The sequence below is a fragment of the Streptomyces sp. NPDC087263 genome, from assembly GCF_044744645.1.
Lineage (GTDB): Bacteria > Actinomycetota > Actinomycetes > Streptomycetales > Streptomycetaceae > Streptomyces.
In genome coordinates, this window is the sequence record NZ_JBIUYT010000001.1 from 459,683 (window position 1) to 477,363 (window position 17,681).

Genomic DNA, 17,681 nt, shown 5'->3' on the forward strand with positions numbered 1-17,681 from the left:
GCGGCCGCCAGTCCCACCGGCACTGGTGCGCCCCGGTAGCGACGACGTAGACGACATAGACGATGGACTCGACGGACAACGGCGCAGGGCCGGGATCCCGACCTCGGAGAACAGATGACTTCAGAGACGACTTCGGGAAACGACGAGCGACGCGGCGTCCCGACGGAATCCCCCGTGCCCGCGGAGGTCGTGGAGGAGATCTTCGAACTGCGGGAAGAGGTGGGCCAGTTGAAGGAGGCCGTCACCTCGCACGCCACGGTCGACCAGGCCATCGGCATGATGGTTGCCCTCGGCCGTGTCACACCGGACGAGGGGTGGGCCGTACTCCGTGAAGTATCCCAGCGCACGAACGTCAAGCTGCGCAGCATCGCGGAACTGGTTCTCGTCTGGGGGCGGACGGGAGATCTCCCGTCCGACATCCGGGCGCCCTTGGAAGAGGCCCTCGACAGGTACGGGCCCACCCAGATTCCCGGAGCTCCGCCCCAACCGTGATCCGCGGGGGTTGTTTGAAGCAGGCCCAGCCCGGTAGTCCGAAGAAGGCGGCCAACTGTCCAACCGCTCCCGGGAGGGTTCGGCAGTGAGCTCGCCACCGGCCGCCCGGGGACCAGTCCCGCAGGGCGGCCGGCCTCGCCTCCCCGGCGCGGCTAGGTCCTGTCGTCACATTCCCGTCGACGCCCGGAGGGCGGCCTCGCCGCCGAGGTTGGACACGCTATCGCTGACCCTGCCGGGCATCCTCAACGGCTGAGCCACGGTCGACGGCCCTGCCGGACCGGGCGTGCCGTCGTTCCCGGGTCTCGGCCGAGCCGTACGACTCCGCCGCTCCTCAACGGTTGAGCGCCTTGCGCAGCCTGTGCCGCGACGCCTCGGCCCACAGGGGCGGCAGTTCCCGTTCGCCCCGGTCGGCCGCGGCTTGCTCCTGTCCGTACAACAGGCCCCAGGTGAAGCTTGGTTCACCGGCCGCGTGCGCCGCCAAGGCCACCTTCCGCAGGGCCTTGCGGGCCACGACGCTGTCCTGGTGGTCGCCGAGCACCTGCTGGACGGTTTTGACGCGCTTGCCCAGCCGCTTGGCGGGCTTGCCGAGTGAGTCGCGCGCCGGCTCAGTGGCGTACCGCGTCTTCTTGGCCGCCTTGCGGGCCTCGTGGAGAGCCGTGTCGCGTTCCGTTCCCGGCGGGAGATCCAGGGCGTGGGCCATGCGGTCGGCCAGCCGACCGTATTCCTTGAGGATGGCTTTGACCATGACCTTCCCTGGCGGCCGGGCGGCCTTGCCGCGCAGCGGGGGCCGTTCCGTCAGCGTTGCCAGACGGTTCAGAAGGGCCAGGTATCGGGGTGAGTCCAGGGCGTCGAGCGTGCGCAGGCGGGCCTCGGCGGTGTGGCCGGCGTCCCACACCTGCAGGCGCGCGGAGGCGGCCCCGAAGACCAGTTCCCGAGGCAACGCCTCGATCCTCGCGCCCAGTCGCTCCCGAAGGACCTCCTGGTCGCGTTCCGCGCCCAGTTCGTTGCCCAGCCACTTGAGTTCCTCGCGGACGGCGTCGGTGGCCTCCCGGTCCAGGACCGACCGGTAGGACCGCAACACGCTGCGCAGCCGACGGCAGGTGGTGCGCATCCTGTGTACGGCGTCGGGCAGGTCACGGCGGACCGCGGGATCCAGGTCCACCAGGGCGTGGATACGTTCGTCCACAGAGCGAAGGACCTCCTCACCGGCGGATCCGGGCGCTACGGCCTCGGCACGTTCGTCCGGCCCTCGGGGCACTCCTCCTGCTGTCTCCTCCAGGGCGCGAGCCAGCTTGGAGGAGCTGTGTGCGCGGCCGATGCCGTTCTCGCCCAGTGTCTTGTCCACGGCGTCCAGCAGTACGGGGTCGGTGTCCGGTGCGAGTTCGACCTCCATCTCGGTCCACGAGGCCCGCATGCCCGTGGCGAGCAGGGACTCGGCACGGACGGAGTCGATGCTCAGCTCGGCGAGGGCCGTTCCGTCGGAGCCGACGAGCTGCCGTACGCCACGAGTGGAACGGATCCGGACCACCGGCCGCAGCTCCGCACCACGGGTACGGGAGAGGGCCAGCTCCCGCAAGGTGTCCGGGATGGTTTCGGACAGCGGGGCCCGCACCTCTTCCCGGCTGTCACCGGACAGCGGCAGCTTGAGGTGCCAGCCCTCGTCAGGCCCGCCCGTCCTTCGACGGAGGGTGGCCGACGCGCCGGCCAGCCGCAGGTCGTCGGTGTCGTAGTACACGGCGTCCACATCCTCGGTGCCCTGATCCACGACGGACGCGATCCCGCCCACCCCGGCGAGGTCGGGCAGCCATGCGGTGTCGTCGGCCGAGGGTGCTTCGTACTTCCGCTCTGTCTCTCGTTTCGACTCGGTCATGACGTGCGCGTACACATCTGAGCCCCGGGTAAACATCGGCGGTCCATTGTCACGTCACACATGACCCCCGGCGGGTGGGCCGGGCTCCGGGGGCCAAGAGGTGCTGCCCCCGGAGGGTGGACCGGGCTCCGGTGCCATGAGGTGCTGCCGCCCATGGGGTGACGGCGAACCGGCCGGGTCCGTCCCGCCTGTTTCCCCATCTCGTCACGCCTCCGGCCCGACGCGTTCGGGTACCCGACGTCCGAGCGCCTCTGCACCGTCGCTGCCACTTCGGCCCCCCGTACGCGTAGGCCGCGACTCCGGCACCCCGCCCCAGTGCACATGCGTGCACACTTCTACGGAACTCCGGGGAACCCGCTGGTAGAAGCGTGAAGCCCCAAACACGCGAAAGGGCCCCGCCCGACCGTCGCACGGGACTGGGCCGGCGAGGCCGTGGCCACCAGAACCATGACAGAGCTGGAAGAGCTGGCGGGTGACGGGTGACGGGTGAGGAGCGTCGACTTCGACCCGCCGGATGTGAGGACTTCCTGTTTTGGCTCGGCTCGGACCGCGCCATGGCCCGCAGGATCACACGCCTGATCGCCGAGATCCAGCGCACGCCCTTCACCGGCATCGGCAAGCCAGAGCCCCTGAAGGGCGGCTTGTCCGGCTACTGGTCACGCCGGATCGACGACGAGCACCGGCTCGTCTACCGGGTGGACGAGAAGGAAGTCAAGATCCTCAAAGCCCGCTATCACTACTGCGGCCACCACTCGCCGTTGCGGCACATGCCGTCACGTCATCGGCCCGACCGGTACGTGTCCAGGAGCCGCCGGCCCGCGGCCGTGAAGGGGTGCTCGGGGCCCAGGCCGCGTTCCCGTCGTGCGACGACGTCGGTCATCACCTCGATCGCCTCATCCACATGACCGAGGGCGGCCCTGGTCCGGGAGAACAATTGCCGGGCCGCGAGCACGATCGGGTACTCCGGCCCGAAGCGCCGCACATACGTTTCGGTGACCAGCCGGATCTCGCTGTCGGCTTCGTCAAACCGGCCCAGGAGGTACAACGCCCACGCGTGGTTGTGTCCGGCGCCCAGTGTCACCGTGTGTTCGGAGCCCAGGAGCCGGTCGCACTCCGAAGGTAACGAGAGCAGTGCACCGTCTTCCTCGGTGACCACCTCGGCTGCGGGCAGCATCTCCAGCAGGCTGGCACGGGCGCGCAGGGTCAGCGGGTGCGCGGGGCCCAACGCCGAGCGCCGACCGGCGACGGTGGCACTGAGCAACGCGACCGACTCTTCTCGTCTCCCGAGGTTCGCCAGCACGAGCTGAAGGCCGTAGGAAGTGTCCAGAGTGTCGGGGTCGCCGGCCCCGAACAAGCCCTCCTGAGTGGTACGGACACCGCGGAGCAACGGCTCGGCCTCCGCGAACCTGCCCAGCCGGAACAGCGCCCGCCCGGCCCTGGAACGGGCGGCCAGGACCTTACGGTCGTCCGCGCCGAGCAGTCGCTGCGCGAGGTCCGCGGCGGTTCGGGAGGTTTCCCAGGCCGAGAGGTAGTCACCGGTCCGGTGCAGAGCGACCGACAGCCGCGTCGCCACGTCCAGGGCATCGGCAGCGGCCGACGGCTCGCCGACGCGCCGCAGCAAGGCCAGCGCATGAGGTACCAGCAGGCGCAGCCGCGGCTCGTGCGGCCCGGCATCGGGTACGCCGGGTACGGCCGCGTCGAGCAGTCGGACGGCCGCCGCGTCGAGAGTGGGAATCAGTTCGGCGGGGGTCGCCGCGGAGACGCTGTCGAGCAGGACGCCATGGCTCTGCACGCAGCGCATACCGACGACGTCGACCAGCTCGGACAGCGACTGGTCGAGCAGGGCCCTCAGAGCTGTCTCCGTACGGGCCCGGGGAAGGACACTGTCGATGTCCTCGTGGTTGAGCAGGGCCAGCGGCAAGGGTTCGGCGGCGAACCGGGCCAGCAGTCGGAGCAGGGCCGGCGCTTCGGGCAGCCCCCGCGCCTCGAACGTGTCGAGGGTCAGCTGCCACGTCAGGCCGACAAGATGCCGCGGGTCCGCTTCGGACAGCGCGTCGGCTCCGCGGTCGATCAATTGAACCCGTTGGTCACCGTCGAGATGATGTCCGTAGGCATCCATCGTCCAGGGGTCGAGCACCTGGTGGGAGAGGAAGCCTCCGGCCAGGGTGAGGGCGAGCGGCAGCCGCCCGAGCCGGTCCGCGATCCGCGCCGCCTGCTCCGTCGTACCGCTGTGCGGGGCGAGGTCTCGCAGCACGAGCGCGGCGTCCTCCCGCGGCAGTACGCCGATGTGCTGGAGCTCGGCTCCCGGCCACCAGCGGGCCGCCGCTCGGCGTGTGGTCACCACGACGATGCCGCGTGGGCTGGTGCGCAGCCAGCTGCCGTCCCGCAAAATCTCCGGCTCATCGGCGTTGTCGAGGACCAGCAGCCAGGGCTCGGCGGAGCGGTCGAGGTACCGCCAGACGAGATCGGCCGCGGGTCGGAGGCCGTTGCGGGCAGCGAGCAGTTCGCCGTCGCCCGCCCCCCGGTCAGCGGCCACGGCCAGCATGCCGCCGCGCAGGCTCGCACGGTCGGCGCCGTTGACCCACAGCGCTACCCGGCCCTGTTCGCGCGCAACCTCCTGGAAGAGGGTGCACGCGACCGCCGTCTTGCCCGAGCCGCCCATGCCGTACAGCACGTAGACCTCGCCGCCGCGCCCCGCCTCGACGCTCACTCGCAGACGTTCCATCACCTCGCTGCGGTCACGCAGTACGACGGGAGGCCGCCCCACTGCCGGTCGGCGCACCGAGTCCGGGCCACTGGGCTCGGGGCCGTCACCGCCGTAGTGGTGGTGCTCGTTGATGTGCTGATCGCCGGATGTCTGGAAAACCCGTCCACGGTCCTCGGCGTGACCGTCCATCCCACCCGTCATCGCTCTGCGATGTGCTGGTCTCGTCCCGCTTGGTAGACCCGGGCCTGGCCGGAAGCGGTGGCGTGCTGGGTGACCTGTCGGGCCGCCGAGCCATCGGGGTCGAGTTCGTCCAGCAGCCGGCGCAGTTCTTCGGCGGCGGCGGGCCGGGCGACGATCAGACGCCGTACGAACCCTTGCCACTGCAGGCGCAGTTCGTCCAGAGTCTCCTGGTCGTGCGCCGCCATAGCAGCCAGCACATCCTCGCGGCCCGCCTCTAACTCAGCGGCAACGGTCTCGGCCCGTTCTGGTTGCATCCGACGCCAGAGCTGCGTGAACCCGTCACGCGTGCGGTGCCAGGCATCTGCTGCCATCAACGTGATCAAGGTGGTTCCCGCGCTCTGTGCGAGCGAGGCCACTTCCGGGTCCACAGCCACCCCTCCGTTCACCCGATTTGCCGACAGCACAGCAGAAAAAACGTGCCTTCCAAGCGTTGGCATGATTTTCTTTCCAATCAACATCATTCCACCCCGAGCAACATGAGACAAGGAGGAACCATTCCTCGCCATTACCCTCGTGGACCGGGTCTAACACATGGCCAGGCAAGCCAGTTGCACGGTACAGTGAAGCCACCCGACCGATCGAGGGGGCAACGATAATGGTCAGGCCTTGGGAAGCGGATCCGGACACGACTTTTAAACGGCGTCTGGGAAAAACACCCCAGGAACTCGGAAATACAACCGGAACTGCTGACTGCCCCGACATCTGGGAACTCACCAATGGTGACATCGCTGTCATCGGACGTGACCTCACCCAGGCACTCGCCAAGAACCTGCCCGAAGGGGTCTCGATCGGTTCGGACGAACGCCTCGTGGTCATCCCCAGGAACATGCTCATCGCGGCGAAGCCGGACATCCCCAATGTTTGACTCCTTTCCCGGCGGCGCCTCCGAACGCCTGGACCGCCCCAGGTACCACGCGGACTTGGGCCGGGTCTACAGCAGCGGGATCGGCTTCCTCAACAAGCTTGAGCGCGGCCAGCACTTCAAGGAGCGCGGCTTCCCGAGTTGGGAGGCCTTCGCCGACGGCGACTGGGAGAGGGCCCTGTCCCTGACCGAGGAGAGGCGCGAGGACTACGCCGAGGAACTCCGCCAAGCGTCACGACTGGGCGTCACGCACCGCCGCCTTCGCGTCGTGGAATTCCCGATCACACCGTATGTGCAATGGGAGTTGTTCGCCCTGCGCGTACGCGTGAACCTCGGCGATGAAATCAAGGTTGTCGACGCTCGCCGCATTTCTGACATCGAGCGGACTCACCAGGTTCCAGAAGTAGTGATTCTCGGCGATGTAGCCATGTACGAGGTCGTTTACGACGAGGACGGAAACGCGGACGGAGCAAACCGTTACACCGACCGCTCACTGATCCGGGAAACGAACGCCGGATTCGATGCGCTTTATGAGCGTGCTGAGGGATTCCACGATTTCTTCGACCGGGAGATCGTTACCCTGGCCCCGCCCCAGGTGTCTGGCGCTCAGACGGGTTTTCGCGGTTCGCGGTGATCAGCGAGGCGGGGGTGACAAGCGAGCCCTCATGCCCACAGATCACCCCCCGGCGATGACGAGAACGCCGGCCGTATCGGCTACCGCTCCGGCAGCCAAGAGTGCGCTTCAGGCGTCAAGACTGCGGATCCTGCACCGCGGGGGCGGTGGCGTCTGCGTCGCACTGTTCAGCGTATGCCGTGGTGAAAGGCCCGTCGTCTTCCACGACTTCCCCATCCACGACTTCCCCATCCACGACTCGGGGCGACGGCTTCGCCAGCTCCAAGCTGGAGAGGTGCCTCTTGAGCCTTTTGGCCATCGGAAGGTAGGTCGCAAGAGTGAGCCCGCCAGAGACAACGGCCCCCACGAGAGGGATGGCCTTCGAGACGCTCTTCGCGAAGGACTGCTTTGTCATCTGGACGCCGAGGTAGGCCGCGACCTTTTTCACTATCGGGTAGATGACACCTTTGGTGAGTGCCTTCTGGGGCAGCTTCTTGGCGACCTGCTCCGCCATCATCCCGGCGACCTTCCCCACGGCGGCGTTCGCCGACTGGGTGCCGAACATCACGCCGAAGAACAGCGTGAGCACCCCCATGGTCGCGTCATCGACGTCATCGCCGTCGTCGGAGAACAGATCGGGCCAGCTGTAGAGGTAGGCGAGTTTCTGCGCGATACGCACCATGTGGCCGAAGTACTGGGCCATGTCGGCGGGCACAGTGGCGGGAAGGGCGATGATGCCGGGTATCCCTGCAGCAGCGGAGAGAGCGCTGACCTTGGCGGTTTCGTAGCGGATGGAGTCGTTGGCCACCTTGTCGAGAACCTCGACAGTGATGCCCGCAGCAGCGGGGCTCTCCTCTATTGCCCGTCGGATGTCGTCCTCGGAGCAGTGGCGAGCCAGCGCACCTCGGAGGTACGCCTCCCTGTTGATACGCACACCCGGAAGCTTTGCTGCCGCCAGCAGCACCGCGGAGAAGCGCGACTCGGGGTTCTCGTTCACTTTGCCCGGTTTCACAGCAGGAACTTACAGTAACTCCACGCTCCCAGGGCCCTACTGTGTCAGCTCAGTTGGGGCCTCGTCGTGTGAGTGACGGTGGTGTGCCGGCTGGGTCCATCACGATGTCGATCGTCACCCGGGAAGGCGGCCGCGGTCGCGAACCGAGCGTCTCTGGGCGGGCGTTGAGCGCCGTGGCAGCCAGCGCCAGCGCGCTGCTGAAGGTGCTGCGGAGGCGGATATGCGCAGAGCTCTGGACAAACACACGTACCCGAGCTTCGCGCGGTCGGTCCATCCCCGCTCGCTCCCGGAACAGCTTCAGCTGCCGCCCGAACACCCACAGCATGCCCGTCCCGAACTCGTACTCCGGCTGCTGAACCTCGTCGTCCACGCCTCGACTCCTCCCGTACGACCATCACAGTCACCGGACGCCGTTCGCCCAACGCACGGCCCGGAAACCGGTCACGCCCGACACCACGTACAAGCGCACCGCCGACGTGTACAGCCCACACCCGTCAGCACATCACTCCTCTTCGACGCTACGCAGAGTCCGCCACCGCTGACCGCATGAAGTCAGCAACTCCCCCGAACGGGCATGTGCCACAGCGTCCCGCAGTCGAACGCGAGTTCACCATGCGCTTCACCTCGACCCCGCGCGGCGCCCGCCTCGCCCGCCGACTAGTCTCGCACCGCCTGAACGACTGGGGTCACCCCTACGCGACCCCGGCCAACGAGAGGCTCACCCTCATCACAGCGGAACTCACCGCCAACGCCATACGCCACGGTCACGTCCCCGGCCGGGAATTTCACCTCCAACTCACCCTGGCCAAGGACACCTTCCGCATCGAGGTGACCGACACCCACGCCGAGCGACAGCCTCCGTCCACTCCCCCAGCCCCCAACTCCGCATCCGAGTCCGGCCGGGGCCTGCTCCTCGCGGACGACTGGGGCGTCACGCCTCGCCCGGCTGCCCCCGGAAAAACGATGTGGGCAGAGCTTCGTGTACCGACCGGAGGCCGCCCACAAACCCACCCGGCGACCCCTCGTTCGGCAGACTCGACATCGGCGCACGGCCCGTAGGAGACGAACCGCTCCTTGGGCACGTCGAGCTTGCCGCGCGCCCGCCAGCAAGAGGGGCGGAGGGAGTCTGCCGAGGTGCACTTTGCGGCAGGGGGATCAATAAAAAGGGCCCCCTGACCAGCATATTCGCTGACGACGGGGGCCAGCAGACGAGTCTGGCTGTACGCAACGCTATGACCTGCACAAACGTGCAGGGAGGGAGTTTCCGCGGCTACCTTGATGGCTACGTAGGGAGGCGGTCCGCGCGTCGGCACCTGTAGCGACACGGCCCGTTGTCCAGCTCCGCTTCCAGGACGGCGAACCCGCCCCGGAACGGGACACCCACCAGAATCCGTACTAGAATCTGTACAGAATCTAGCCTCTATATGGGTACGATGCCAGCATGGAGATCCCTGAGGTCGTTACTGTCAGCGATGCGCGCGCGAGACTGTCGCGGATCCTGACTGACCTGTCGGAGTCCGGCGCGGATGCCGACCCGGTCCTGATCGGCGCCCACCGCAAGCCCCAGGGCGTCCTCCTGTCCGTCGAGGCCTTCGAAGCGCTGAGCGGCCGAGCGGCACGACGTGCAGCCGTCGCCTCGGCCACCGGCTCCATCGAGGCCGAGGGGCTCCAGGCCTCCACGGCCTCCGACCTCGACACCGAGGCGTACGTGAAGGGCGACCTCGACGCGGACACCCTTGTCGCCCGCGCGATCGCCCGCCACCGACAGACTTCGGAGCGGCGGGCAGGGTGAACGATCCGTACGCCATGCCCAACGGCGTGCTGCGCAACAAGCTCGGCATCACCGACCATCAACTGCTCGCGGCAGCGGAGGCGGACATCACCCGGGCGCGCCTCGTCATGCTCGCCGAACGCCCCCTACCCGGCGCGTACGGCCTCGGCCATTTCCAAGCGTTCCATGCCGCGATCTTCGGTGACATCTATCCGTGGGCAGGCGAGTTACGCACCGTGAACATCGCCAAGCGCACACCGTTCTGCCCGGCAAGAAACTTGGCGTCCTACGCCGGAGAGATCTTCGGCCGTCTCGCCTCGTCCGGTCACCTACGGGATCTCCCCCGGCGGGAATTCGTCATCCGACTTGCCGCGCTGTACGGCGACTTGAACGTCCTCCACCCGTTCCGCGAGGGCAACGGCCGCACCCAGCGGGCGTACCTGACCCAGCTCAGCACCGACGCGAGCTACGACCTGAACTGGTCGACCCTGGACCCTCAGCGCAACGAGGACGCCTCGGTAAAGAGCTTCCTCGGCGACAACAGCCTGTCAGAGCAGATGCTGGACGAACTCGTCACAACCACGGGGTGACACAGCCATCTCCCGGTCGGCAGGCGCGATGCTCGGCGCACGACAGGCTGGCATGGAGCGTTTCTGCGCCAACTTCGTCGGGTCGAGGTTCTCAGGTGGCAGAGCCGGACTGCTGAGGATGAGTGCCACCCAGTCGAGGCACGAGCCAGAAGCGGCTGCGCCACATCCTCAGGCATCGTGGCGGAACCACTCGGACGCCCCAGGGCAGAAGCCGTTTGTGCCAGGTCCGGCCGCGCCGCCGCCCGGCTCTGGCCCCAGTTTTCATGGCTACCTACGTAGCCGTGCGGTCCCGTTTGAACCGGTACGGACCGGGGTCCGACCAAACCCCTGGATCTATGAAAGAGGGCCCCTGACCAGTACTTTCCCTAGTCAGAGGTCCTTGGCGGCAGACGAGCCAGGCTGTAGGCCGGGGACAGCTGCATCATGTATGAATGCGGCCTCTGAACTGCGCAGACGTTCCGCGTGACCAGAGGCCGTGCACATCGCGCGCACCGGCATCGCTTGCTTGCTTGCTTGCCTCCAGGGTCCCCGGAGCACTCGGAGCGGGGTCAGCTGATCTTGGATAGCGTCGCGGAGCTACGCAGGGTCCAGGTGACGTCCCGAAGTGGTGTAGCGGTGCGGAGTTCATGACCCCGCGGGTCAACGCGGCTGCGTGTGATCACTGTCAAGGATCGCAGCGTCATCGCCGTCGACCAGAGCGGACAGCTGCGCGGTGGACCGCTCGGCGTCCTCCGCCAGGGTGCCGAGCGTGAATACCACAGCGCGGACCACCGCTCAGATGCCGCATCCTCTGCAGAGAGAACCGATCACCAATACCGTTGCAGCACGCCCATACGCTGCAGTTCCTGGATGTGCTCCGATGTGCGGGCAGGCACTGAACCGCCCGTGATCAACACTCCGGCCTCAATGTTCCGATCCACTCCGGACTGCGTGAAGTTGGCACTGGTGGTGAACAACGTCCGCCGGTCGGCCAGTGCCAACTTGGCATGGGTCTTGGCTCCTGGCTCGGCCCGGCTGTTCGGGGGCCAGTGCCAAACACTGAGCCCTGGCACATCGAGAAAGGCGGACGCCGGTTCCGTCCCGGAGAGCGCGCTGCCCGCGCCCTGCAATGTTTCAACGACGACGTCAATAGACACCCCTCTACCAGCTGCGGCCTCCAACGCATGCGTAAGCGGCGCGTAGCGCGTCGCCGAGTAGGTCATCAACAGCAGTTCGTGCCGGGCTGCCTCGACAAGCTGAAGCAGTACGCGGCTTGTCGTCCTGACCGGGACTCGGTGAGTTGAGGGACCACTCCAGACGAGCGAGATCTCTTGCTCTTTGGCACGCAGAGCATCTCCGGCAGCAAGGCCCCGGAGATATGCGGCCGCCTCTGATGGCGCCGCGCCATCCACTCCTATCGCCTCCAGAAGCGCCCGCGCTGCTTCTGTAAATCCGGGGAGGGCCCACGCAGAGAGGATCGCGGCCCTTGAGCGTTGTTTGCCTATTTCTTGGGCCAGAGCGCGGACGCCTTCCGCTCCCACCGTCGTCAGGGCATCGGCCGCAGCTCGCTCGAATGCCGCTCCGGTCATTTGACTCCCTGCAACAGGACAAGGTCCGGGTCGTCGATGGGCACGATGAAACGGCGATCCAGGAATCGGTTGCCGCGCTCGCACGTGGTTTCCGACACGAACAGACAGACGTGACAGGCCGCGCCGTGCAGGAAGTCCTCGTGCGGAGGGCGCGGAAGTCGCTCTGCGCAGAGCGGATCGGAGGAGCAACGCTCCGCGTCGGTCAAGGCGCGTCGCACAATGCGAGTGATCGTCTTGGGTTCAGCGAGCGAGACCAAACCGCCCAGAGTGCCTTCTGCGTCGGGTACGGCTGTGTAGATCAGGATGCCCGTACGCGGATCTTCGTCCCGGCCAGCGTAGATCCGTTCCGACAGGCTCGCCGAGGAGTATCCGCACTCCAGCGCGATGGCCCGGATCAGCAGGTGGGAGAGGGTATGCAGGGCGATGTAACGTGCTCCGGGCCAGCCGCGCAGCGGATGGTCGCCGCCTTGGACACGCCCCGAGTAGCGGTTGCGTCGGAATTCGACGTACGCGTCGCGGTGTGCCGCCAGGGCTGCGGAACCGGCTACTCGTTGTTCCCAGGCAGCCACCAACGGCTCGGGCATACGCAGGAAGATGCCTTCTCCTCGTACCTCGCTGGCTGGAACCCAGGAGGGTGTGCTGCTGCGGGACAGGGGAGCACGGGTGACCAGATCCGGGTCTTCGGGGTCGGGCGCGTCGAGCCGGGTGAAACCGACGAGGGCACGCACTTCCCGGAGTCGTTCCGCTTGGACGATGTGCGAGAACGTGCCGGCCAGGGCAGAGGGGACGGGCACATCGCGGAGGGCGAAGTCCTCGGTGTGCTCCGGGACATGAGCGCTGGTGAAGATTTCCCATTCAGGGGTGAGGAGGTCGGGATATGACGTCGGCTGTGCACTTGGTGCAGTTTCCGCAGCAGCCCGCTGCTTCTGGATGGCTTCGAAGACGTCGGCTTGGTCCCATTGGTGAAGTGGCTTGAACTGCGGGAGGCCCCAGAGCAGTTCGAGCATGGCGGGCGCGTCGACCTTCTGGAGCGTGTCCCAGAGCTGCTCGATCTTTCCCTGCAAGGCGCTGCCGCTAGTGGGCGGGACGGCCAGGACGCTCAGCGTCTGTGCGAACCACTGGTTGGACGCACCGATCACCAGCGGCTTCGGAGGCTGCTCGCAGCCACCTGGCTCAAAGGTCGCCAGATGGGGGTGGCGGCCTCGACAACTGGGCAGGCTTGATTCCCCGCGGGGGCCCATCGCGTCGCGGATGTTCCGTTCCTTGCCGCAGTTCACGCACTTGATTTTTACATTGGCGGCCTGGTTGCCTCCGTGGTCCAGCATCTGTAGCCGGGGATGGCTGACCGCCGTGCACGGGCCGCCGCGGTGTACGAAGGTCGTGTACGGGAAGTCGTCCAGGTGTCCGGACGGGCAGACGAGCACGAAGCGCGCTGCCACGGCCAGCGGACGCTTGCCCTTGCGCTTCGTCGTGCAGTTCTCGTGGAAGAAGCGGGCTTTGTCCGGCCGGCGCGGTTGGGCATTCTCGAACTTGAAGATCTTCGAGTCCAGCGCGCCCAGTTCATTGCATGCGGTACAGCGCAGCCATTGCGGGAACGGCAGAACGGGCACACCCACCTTTGCCGCGGGTCCGTTGGGGTCCGCGTCTGCTCCATCCATCCAGGGTGCCGGAAGCAGTTGGGTGACCTGGGGTCCGTACAGATCGGCGAGCAGACTGTTGACAGCCCGCAGCAGCCGCGGTTCCTTCAGATCGTCCATTTGCACGGAGTCGTACCGCCAGTCGTCGATGCCCCGCACAAGGACGGCGAAGTTCGGCAGATCGACCAACGCTCCGACACCCCCCGTGAACATCAGGTGACTGGGGCGCACGGAGCCGACGCGGCGGCGGTACTGGGCCTTGTCCGTCATGCGTGCGCCTGCTTTCCGCTCTGTCCGTTCGTCACGGCCTTGTTGTCCAGTACGGCTCCGGTCTCGTCGCCTTCGGGCGAGTCCTCGTCGCCTGGGCCGTCCTGCCCACCGCCCCCTGGATAGCTCCACGCGGGAGCTCCTCCGACCACGTCGAACAAGCCGCTGCCGGATACCAGCAGATTGATCTCGTTCTCCGTCTCACGCATCGACTGGGCAACGGTGAGTTCGTCCCAGCGCGCGCCGGTGGCCCTGTTCAGCAGCCCGGCGAGCTGCTGGCCATTCCACCTGCCCTCGTCGTAGCCCAGCCGCGCGTTGCCCTGCTTCTTCTGAGCCCAGGCGTCCTTGAGGGTGTCGATGCGCTCCGCGAGATAACCGCGGGCCCGTTCGCCGCCCACTGCCTCTGCGCGACAGAGGAAACGCTCGGTGATCTGCTGAACCGGCGGACCGTCAAGATCGACGTCGAACGCGTCCGCATTGCGGGAGTTGAGATCGGTCGCGTTACGCACCGCGGCGATCCATGCGGCTGCCGTCGTACGGTCCAGAGACCGGCGTGCGAAGGGCGTGACAGACAGGGCTTCGACCTCGCGGTAGAAGGTGGCGTGGTAGTGGCCGAAGTTCTCGAAGTGCGCCAGGTCACGGGGCCGTGTCCAGTTGTAGAGCGTGACGACCAGACCCGGGCGCTTCGCGTCGCGGCCGACGCGGGACGACGCCTGAATGTACTCGGCGGTGTTCTTCGGTTGTCCGACCACGATCATCAGGCCGAACCGGGAGACGTCCACACCGACTTGGAGCATGGAGGTCGCGATGACCGTATCGACCGCGCCCACCCCTTCGTTGCGAAGGTTCAGTTTCGCCGGGTCAAGCCGCTGTTTGTGCTGCGCTGCGGTCTTCCGCTCATCGTTCACGGCGATCTTGCGGACCGTCGTGTCCATCTCCTCGTCGAAGCCGATCTCCAGGCGCGCGAGCACCTCAGTGATGTCTCCGGAGGAGATGCGCGAGGTCAACTCCTGCACGGACAGCATTTCCGTCCTGCGGAGCAGCCGGTTGGAAAGGCCCTTGCGGTTGCCGTGAACACGGACGCGAGTGGCGATGTCGTCGTCCAGGAAGCGGCGCATCCCCGCTAGCTCACGGGTGGCGTTGAAGTAGCCCACCAGCGTCATGTACGGGTCGGCGGGCTTGCCGTGCTTGTCGAAGAGCGTCTGGCCGGCAAGCAGCAGGATCTCGGCCACGCGGATCTCCGCCTGCTTCATCCGCACGCCGTGCGCGCAGATTCCCAGATAGCGTCGGCCGGGCGCCTGCTGCGAAAGTGCGACCTGCTGGGAGAAGAAGGTGTCTTCGACGTCGATCACCTGGGGCGGGAAGATCGCCGCCTTCCTGGCGAAGACTCCGAGGATCTGGTCGGCCGCTCTCTTCGTCGTGGCCGTGGATGCCACGATCTTGGGCCCGACGAGTTTCGTGCTGCCCGTGCCGTCGGGCGCTGGCCAGCTGCACAACTCATCGACGGCCGCTTCGAAGAGCCCAACGGTTGTCCCCAATGCGCCCGAAATCAGGTGGAGTTCGTCCTGAATGATCAGATCCGGTGGGCGCAGGCGCGTCACTTCCTGGGTCTTGACCGCTTCGTACTTTCCCTTGGCGTTGTGCTTTTCTCCGCACTTGGTCCGCGCGTCCAGGTCAGCGTGCCGGTAGCCGTGGCGCGGGCAGAGCTGAGAGACCCGCCCGAAGAGCATCCCCGCGTAGCCGCGCCACGGGAGCTGGGCAAGCTTGTCGACCGTGGCGATCAGCAGGCTGGGGGCAAGGCGGTAGATCTCCTCGTCCACCGTGAGGATGGGCAGCCCTTCACGAGGGGAGCGCCGCTGCGAGAACGGGCAGGCGTTCTTGCCCTCAGCGTTGGCGCAGTAGAGGAGGACCCGGCGCAGATCATCGTCGGGGTGGAGATCGCGCTGAGCGCTGAGCGCCGTACCGCACCAGGGGCAGGCAAGAGTCTGCAGCACCTTGGCACCACGGCTGTCCCCGGCCTCCTTCGCCTCGGCGATCTGCTGTGCCGCTTCTTCATAGCGGTTCGGGGAAACGGCCCCGCCCACCCATAGTCCGATCCGGAAGGGGGTCGCACCCCAGCGGGTGTCCCCGCCCTCGAACGCATCTCGGCGCAGCACCTCCGCGGCGCAGACGAGGGCGGCCGCGCGCTGGAACTGCTGCGCGGTCAGCAGCCGCAAGGTGTAACGCATCAACACGGCGACTCCCGCGTCACCGCTACGGGCGTCCGCTCCGTCACCGATAGTTCCTTGAAGACGGCGGATGGCGAAGGCGAAGGCAGCAAGCCCGAGATAGGCCTCGGTCTTTCCACCACCGGTCGGGAAGAACAGCAGGTCAACGATGGCGTCGGCGTCCGCTCCCCGTTCTGGAAGCGTCGGAATGGCCAGGGCGCGCAGATTCAGCAGAACAAAGGCGAGCTGGAACGGACGCCAGGACGCGGCAGCGGGCCCTTGATCGGCGATCCGTTGCTGGGCCTCGGCGAAACTGAGGCCCTCCCTCTCACGCAGCCCCGCGATGGCGGTGTGCCGACGCTGGAGCGCCATCGCCCGGTTGGCGAATCGGAATGCCTCCAGAGCCTCGGGCCGGTCCGGGTCTCTCAGGAGGTCCACTCCGAGGGTGATCCGGACAGATACCTTACGGGCCTGTTCAACCGCTGCGAGCGCACTGTCCCGGAGCGCAGGGGGCAGTTGCTCGGCCTGCGCCCCGCGTTCGTCGAGCCATGCGCTGTATCCGTCCGCCAACGGGGCGAGCGCCGCCATGAGTTCAGCGGGTGTCAGCTCGGCGAGCGCGTCCATGGAGAGTTCGAGACCTGCGAGATGCTCGGCATCGTCGCCGGACGGCGCGATGGTGGCGGGCACATCGTGGACGGGAAGCCAGGTGGTGGTGAGTGCACGGGCTCGCCGCTCACCTTCGTCAATCGTCACCTCGACGGCAACGTTGCGGCCTGCCGCGTGCTTCAGTTGATTGCGGTAGAGCAGCGTCAGGTGCTGCTCCTCCGGATCGGTCACGCCGAACGCGTCCTGACCCTCCGCCGCTTCGACTAGCGGATCGGAGATGGGCAGGAAGACCGATGCTGCGCCGTCCAGTGCGGTGACCCGCAACTCCGTCTGGAACAGCCAGGCAGTGTCCTTCGACTGCTGGGGCTCCTCCTGGGCGTTCACCAGGGAGAGTTCGACCACTCGGGTGGGCCCGCCGGCCCCCGGCCTGTTCCGTACTTCGGCGATCAGGCGCGCCCCGGGGGCTTCCGGGTCATCGGCGGTGAGCGGGAGGATCTGCCGGGGTTTTCCGTCGAGCCGGACCTCGGGGGCTTTCTCTACTTGCTCACGGCTCCAGGTCGTACGGGTGACTCCGTCGTCGCTGAGAACCTGGGACTTGTGGTACCGCCCCCACCGCACCCGTACGGAGACCGCGTCCACACCATCGTCCGCGGCGACGGCGAACATCATGCCCATGGACGAGGCCCACATACGGCCGGCGTTCTGTGTGGTCAGCTTCTCGGGCAGGCTCTGGTCGCTGCTGTCGCCTTCGCCGTCGGAGTCGTCGTTCAACTGCTCGCCGGTGGCTGCCAAGGAGGTCGTGAGGGTGCGCTTGGGGCCGATCAAACCGACCAGATAGCGATCGCGAGGACCAGCCGCCCGGTGGTCGAACTCCTCGCTCGGGCCATCCCAGGGACCGAGTAGATCGCGACTGATGAGCTTGCCCAGATCGTCCCGGACTTCATACGAGCTGGCCGGCACGAAGGTCTGCGGCACTTCGCGGACCCGCTGGAGAAGGTCTTCTTCCAACGAGCCCGGCGGCACCGCAGCGGACTGACTGGGCATCGGGGCGTCTCTCTTTCGTACGTCATACGCGGCCCACGAGGGCCCTGTCAGCTCCGCGGCAACCATCACCACGACCGTGACGACCTGCCATCACCTGGATGCTAATGGTCACCTCTGACATTCATAACGGGGTGGTCGGTGCGGTCATGGCTTGTTCCGGAAACTCGACGCGGTCTTGGTCACCGCACTCCTCGG

The 17,681-nt window shown here is 67.0% G+C and carries 14 protein-coding genes and 3 pseudogenes; 7 read left to right on the forward strand and 10 right to left on the reverse strand.

Annotation, left to right across the window (positions count from 1 at the left end; all coding sequences use genetic code 11):
* Positions 1–114 precede the first annotated feature (114 nt).
* Positions 115–492 (forward strand): ANTAR domain-containing protein, encoded by a 378-nt coding sequence (locus tag ACIPC1_RS02060; protein ID WP_402512475.1) that lies wholly within the window; start codon positions 115–117, stop codon positions 490–492.
* A gap of 331 nt (positions 493–823) precedes the next feature.
* On the opposite strand, the gene ACIPC1_RS02065 is transcribed toward ACIPC1_RS02060, so the two are convergent.
* Entirely contained in the window at positions 824–2,362 is a 1,539-nt protein-coding gene (locus tag ACIPC1_RS02065; RefSeq protein ID WP_402512477.1) for a CHAD domain-containing protein, read from the reverse strand.
* A 486-nt stretch (positions 2,363–2,848) separates the two neighbouring features.
* Here ACIPC1_RS02065 and ACIPC1_RS02070 point away from each other — a divergent pair.
* A pseudogene (locus ACIPC1_RS02070) lies at positions 2,849–3,102 on the forward strand (Txe/YoeB family addiction module toxin); the annotation flags it as partial.
* Positions 3,103–3,140: 38 nt separating this feature from the next.
* Here ACIPC1_RS02070 and ACIPC1_RS02075 read toward each other — a convergent pair.
* A complete protein-coding gene (locus tag ACIPC1_RS02075) occupies positions 3,141–5,270 on the reverse strand; it encodes a tetratricopeptide repeat protein (RefSeq protein WP_402512479.1) in 2,130 nt (709 codons plus the stop codon).
* Complete coding sequence (locus ACIPC1_RS02080; RefSeq protein ID WP_402513362.1) at positions 5,267–5,677, reverse strand: hypothetical protein; 411 nt, start codon at positions 5,675–5,677, stop codon at positions 5,267–5,269. The genes ACIPC1_RS02075 and ACIPC1_RS02080 overlap by 4 nt, the downstream gene beginning before the upstream one ends.
* Before the next feature lie 227 nt (positions 5,678–5,904).
* On the opposite strand from ACIPC1_RS02080, the gene ACIPC1_RS02085 reads away from it, so the two are divergent.
* Complete coding sequence (locus ACIPC1_RS02085; protein WP_402512481.1) at positions 5,905–6,174, forward strand: hypothetical protein; 270 nt, start codon at positions 5,905–5,907, stop codon at positions 6,172–6,174.
* Positions 6,167–6,805 carry a DUF6879 family protein gene (locus ACIPC1_RS02090; protein ID WP_402512482.1) on the forward strand — a complete coding sequence of 213 codons (639 nt, stop codon included), beginning with the start codon at positions 6,167–6,169 and terminating at the stop codon, positions 6,803–6,805. Before ACIPC1_RS02085 ends, ACIPC1_RS02090 begins: the two co-directional genes overlap by 8 nt.
* A gap of 115 nt (positions 6,806–6,920) precedes the next feature.
* Here the strand turns inward: ACIPC1_RS02090 and ACIPC1_RS02095 are convergent, their stop codons facing one another.
* Together ACIPC1_RS02095 and ACIPC1_RS02100 are read right to left on the reverse strand one after the other, a co-directional pair.
* Positions 6,921–7,796: a hypothetical protein gene (locus ACIPC1_RS02095; protein ID WP_402512484.1), complete on the reverse strand. Its 876-nt coding sequence runs from the start codon at positions 7,794–7,796 to the stop codon at positions 6,921–6,923.
* Between the two features lie 259 nt (positions 7,797–8,055).
* Positions 8,056–8,166: pseudogene (locus ACIPC1_RS02100) on the reverse strand (transcriptional regulator); the annotation flags it as partial.
* 176 nt (positions 8,167–8,342) lie between these two features.
* On the opposite strand from ACIPC1_RS02100, the gene ACIPC1_RS02105 reads away from it, so the two are divergent.
* Complete coding sequence (locus ACIPC1_RS02105; RefSeq protein ID WP_402512486.1) at positions 8,343–8,855, forward strand: ATP-binding protein; 513 nt, start codon at positions 8,343–8,345, stop codon at positions 8,853–8,855.
* 8 nt (positions 8,856–8,863) lie between these two features.
* Here ACIPC1_RS02105 and ACIPC1_RS02110 read toward each other — a convergent pair.
* Positions 8,864–9,121: pseudogene (locus tag ACIPC1_RS02110) on the reverse strand (hypothetical protein); the annotation flags it as partial.
* A 116-nt stretch (positions 9,122–9,237) separates the two neighbouring features.
* On the opposite strand from ACIPC1_RS02110, the gene ACIPC1_RS02115 reads away from it, so the two are divergent.
* Together ACIPC1_RS02115 and ACIPC1_RS02120 are read left to right on the forward strand one after the other, a co-directional pair.
* Entirely contained in the window at positions 9,238–9,588 is a 351-nt protein-coding gene (locus ACIPC1_RS02115; protein ID WP_402512487.1) for a type II toxin-antitoxin system Phd/YefM family antitoxin, read from the forward strand.
* Entirely contained in the window at positions 9,585–10,157 is a 573-nt protein-coding gene (locus ACIPC1_RS02120) for a Fic/DOC family protein (protein ID WP_402512489.1), read from the forward strand. Before ACIPC1_RS02115 ends, ACIPC1_RS02120 begins: the two co-directional genes overlap by 4 nt.
* Positions 10,158–10,796: 639 nt before the next feature.
* Here ACIPC1_RS02120 and ACIPC1_RS02125 read toward each other — a convergent pair.
* From ACIPC1_RS02125 to drmA, 4 genes are read right to left on the reverse strand one after another with little or no spacing between them, the layout of a single operon-like run.
* Positions 10,797–10,928 carry a hypothetical protein gene (locus ACIPC1_RS02125; RefSeq protein ID WP_402512491.1) on the reverse strand — a complete coding sequence of 44 codons (132 nt, stop codon included), beginning with the start codon at positions 10,926–10,928 and terminating at the stop codon, positions 10,797–10,799.
* A gap of 35 nt (positions 10,929–10,963) precedes the next feature.
* The gene (drmC, locus tag ACIPC1_RS02130; RefSeq protein WP_402512492.1) at positions 10,964–11,725 is read right to left on the reverse strand and encodes a DISARM system phospholipase D-like protein DrmC; all 762 of its coding nucleotides are present in this window, start codon (positions 11,723–11,725) and stop codon (positions 10,964–10,966) included.
* A complete protein-coding gene (gene drmB / locus ACIPC1_RS02135; RefSeq protein ID WP_402512494.1) occupies positions 11,722–13,632 on the reverse strand; it encodes a DrmB family protein in 1,911 nt (636 codons plus the stop codon). Before drmB ends, drmC begins: the two co-directional genes overlap by 4 nt.
* Positions 13,629–17,486 carry a DISARM system helicase DrmA gene (drmA, locus tag ACIPC1_RS02140; protein ID WP_402512496.1) on the reverse strand — a complete coding sequence of 1,286 codons (3,858 nt, stop codon included), beginning with the start codon at positions 17,484–17,486 and terminating at the stop codon, positions 13,629–13,631. The genes drmB and drmA overlap by 4 nt, the downstream gene beginning before the upstream one ends.
* Positions 17,487–17,681: the final 195 nt, after the last annotated feature.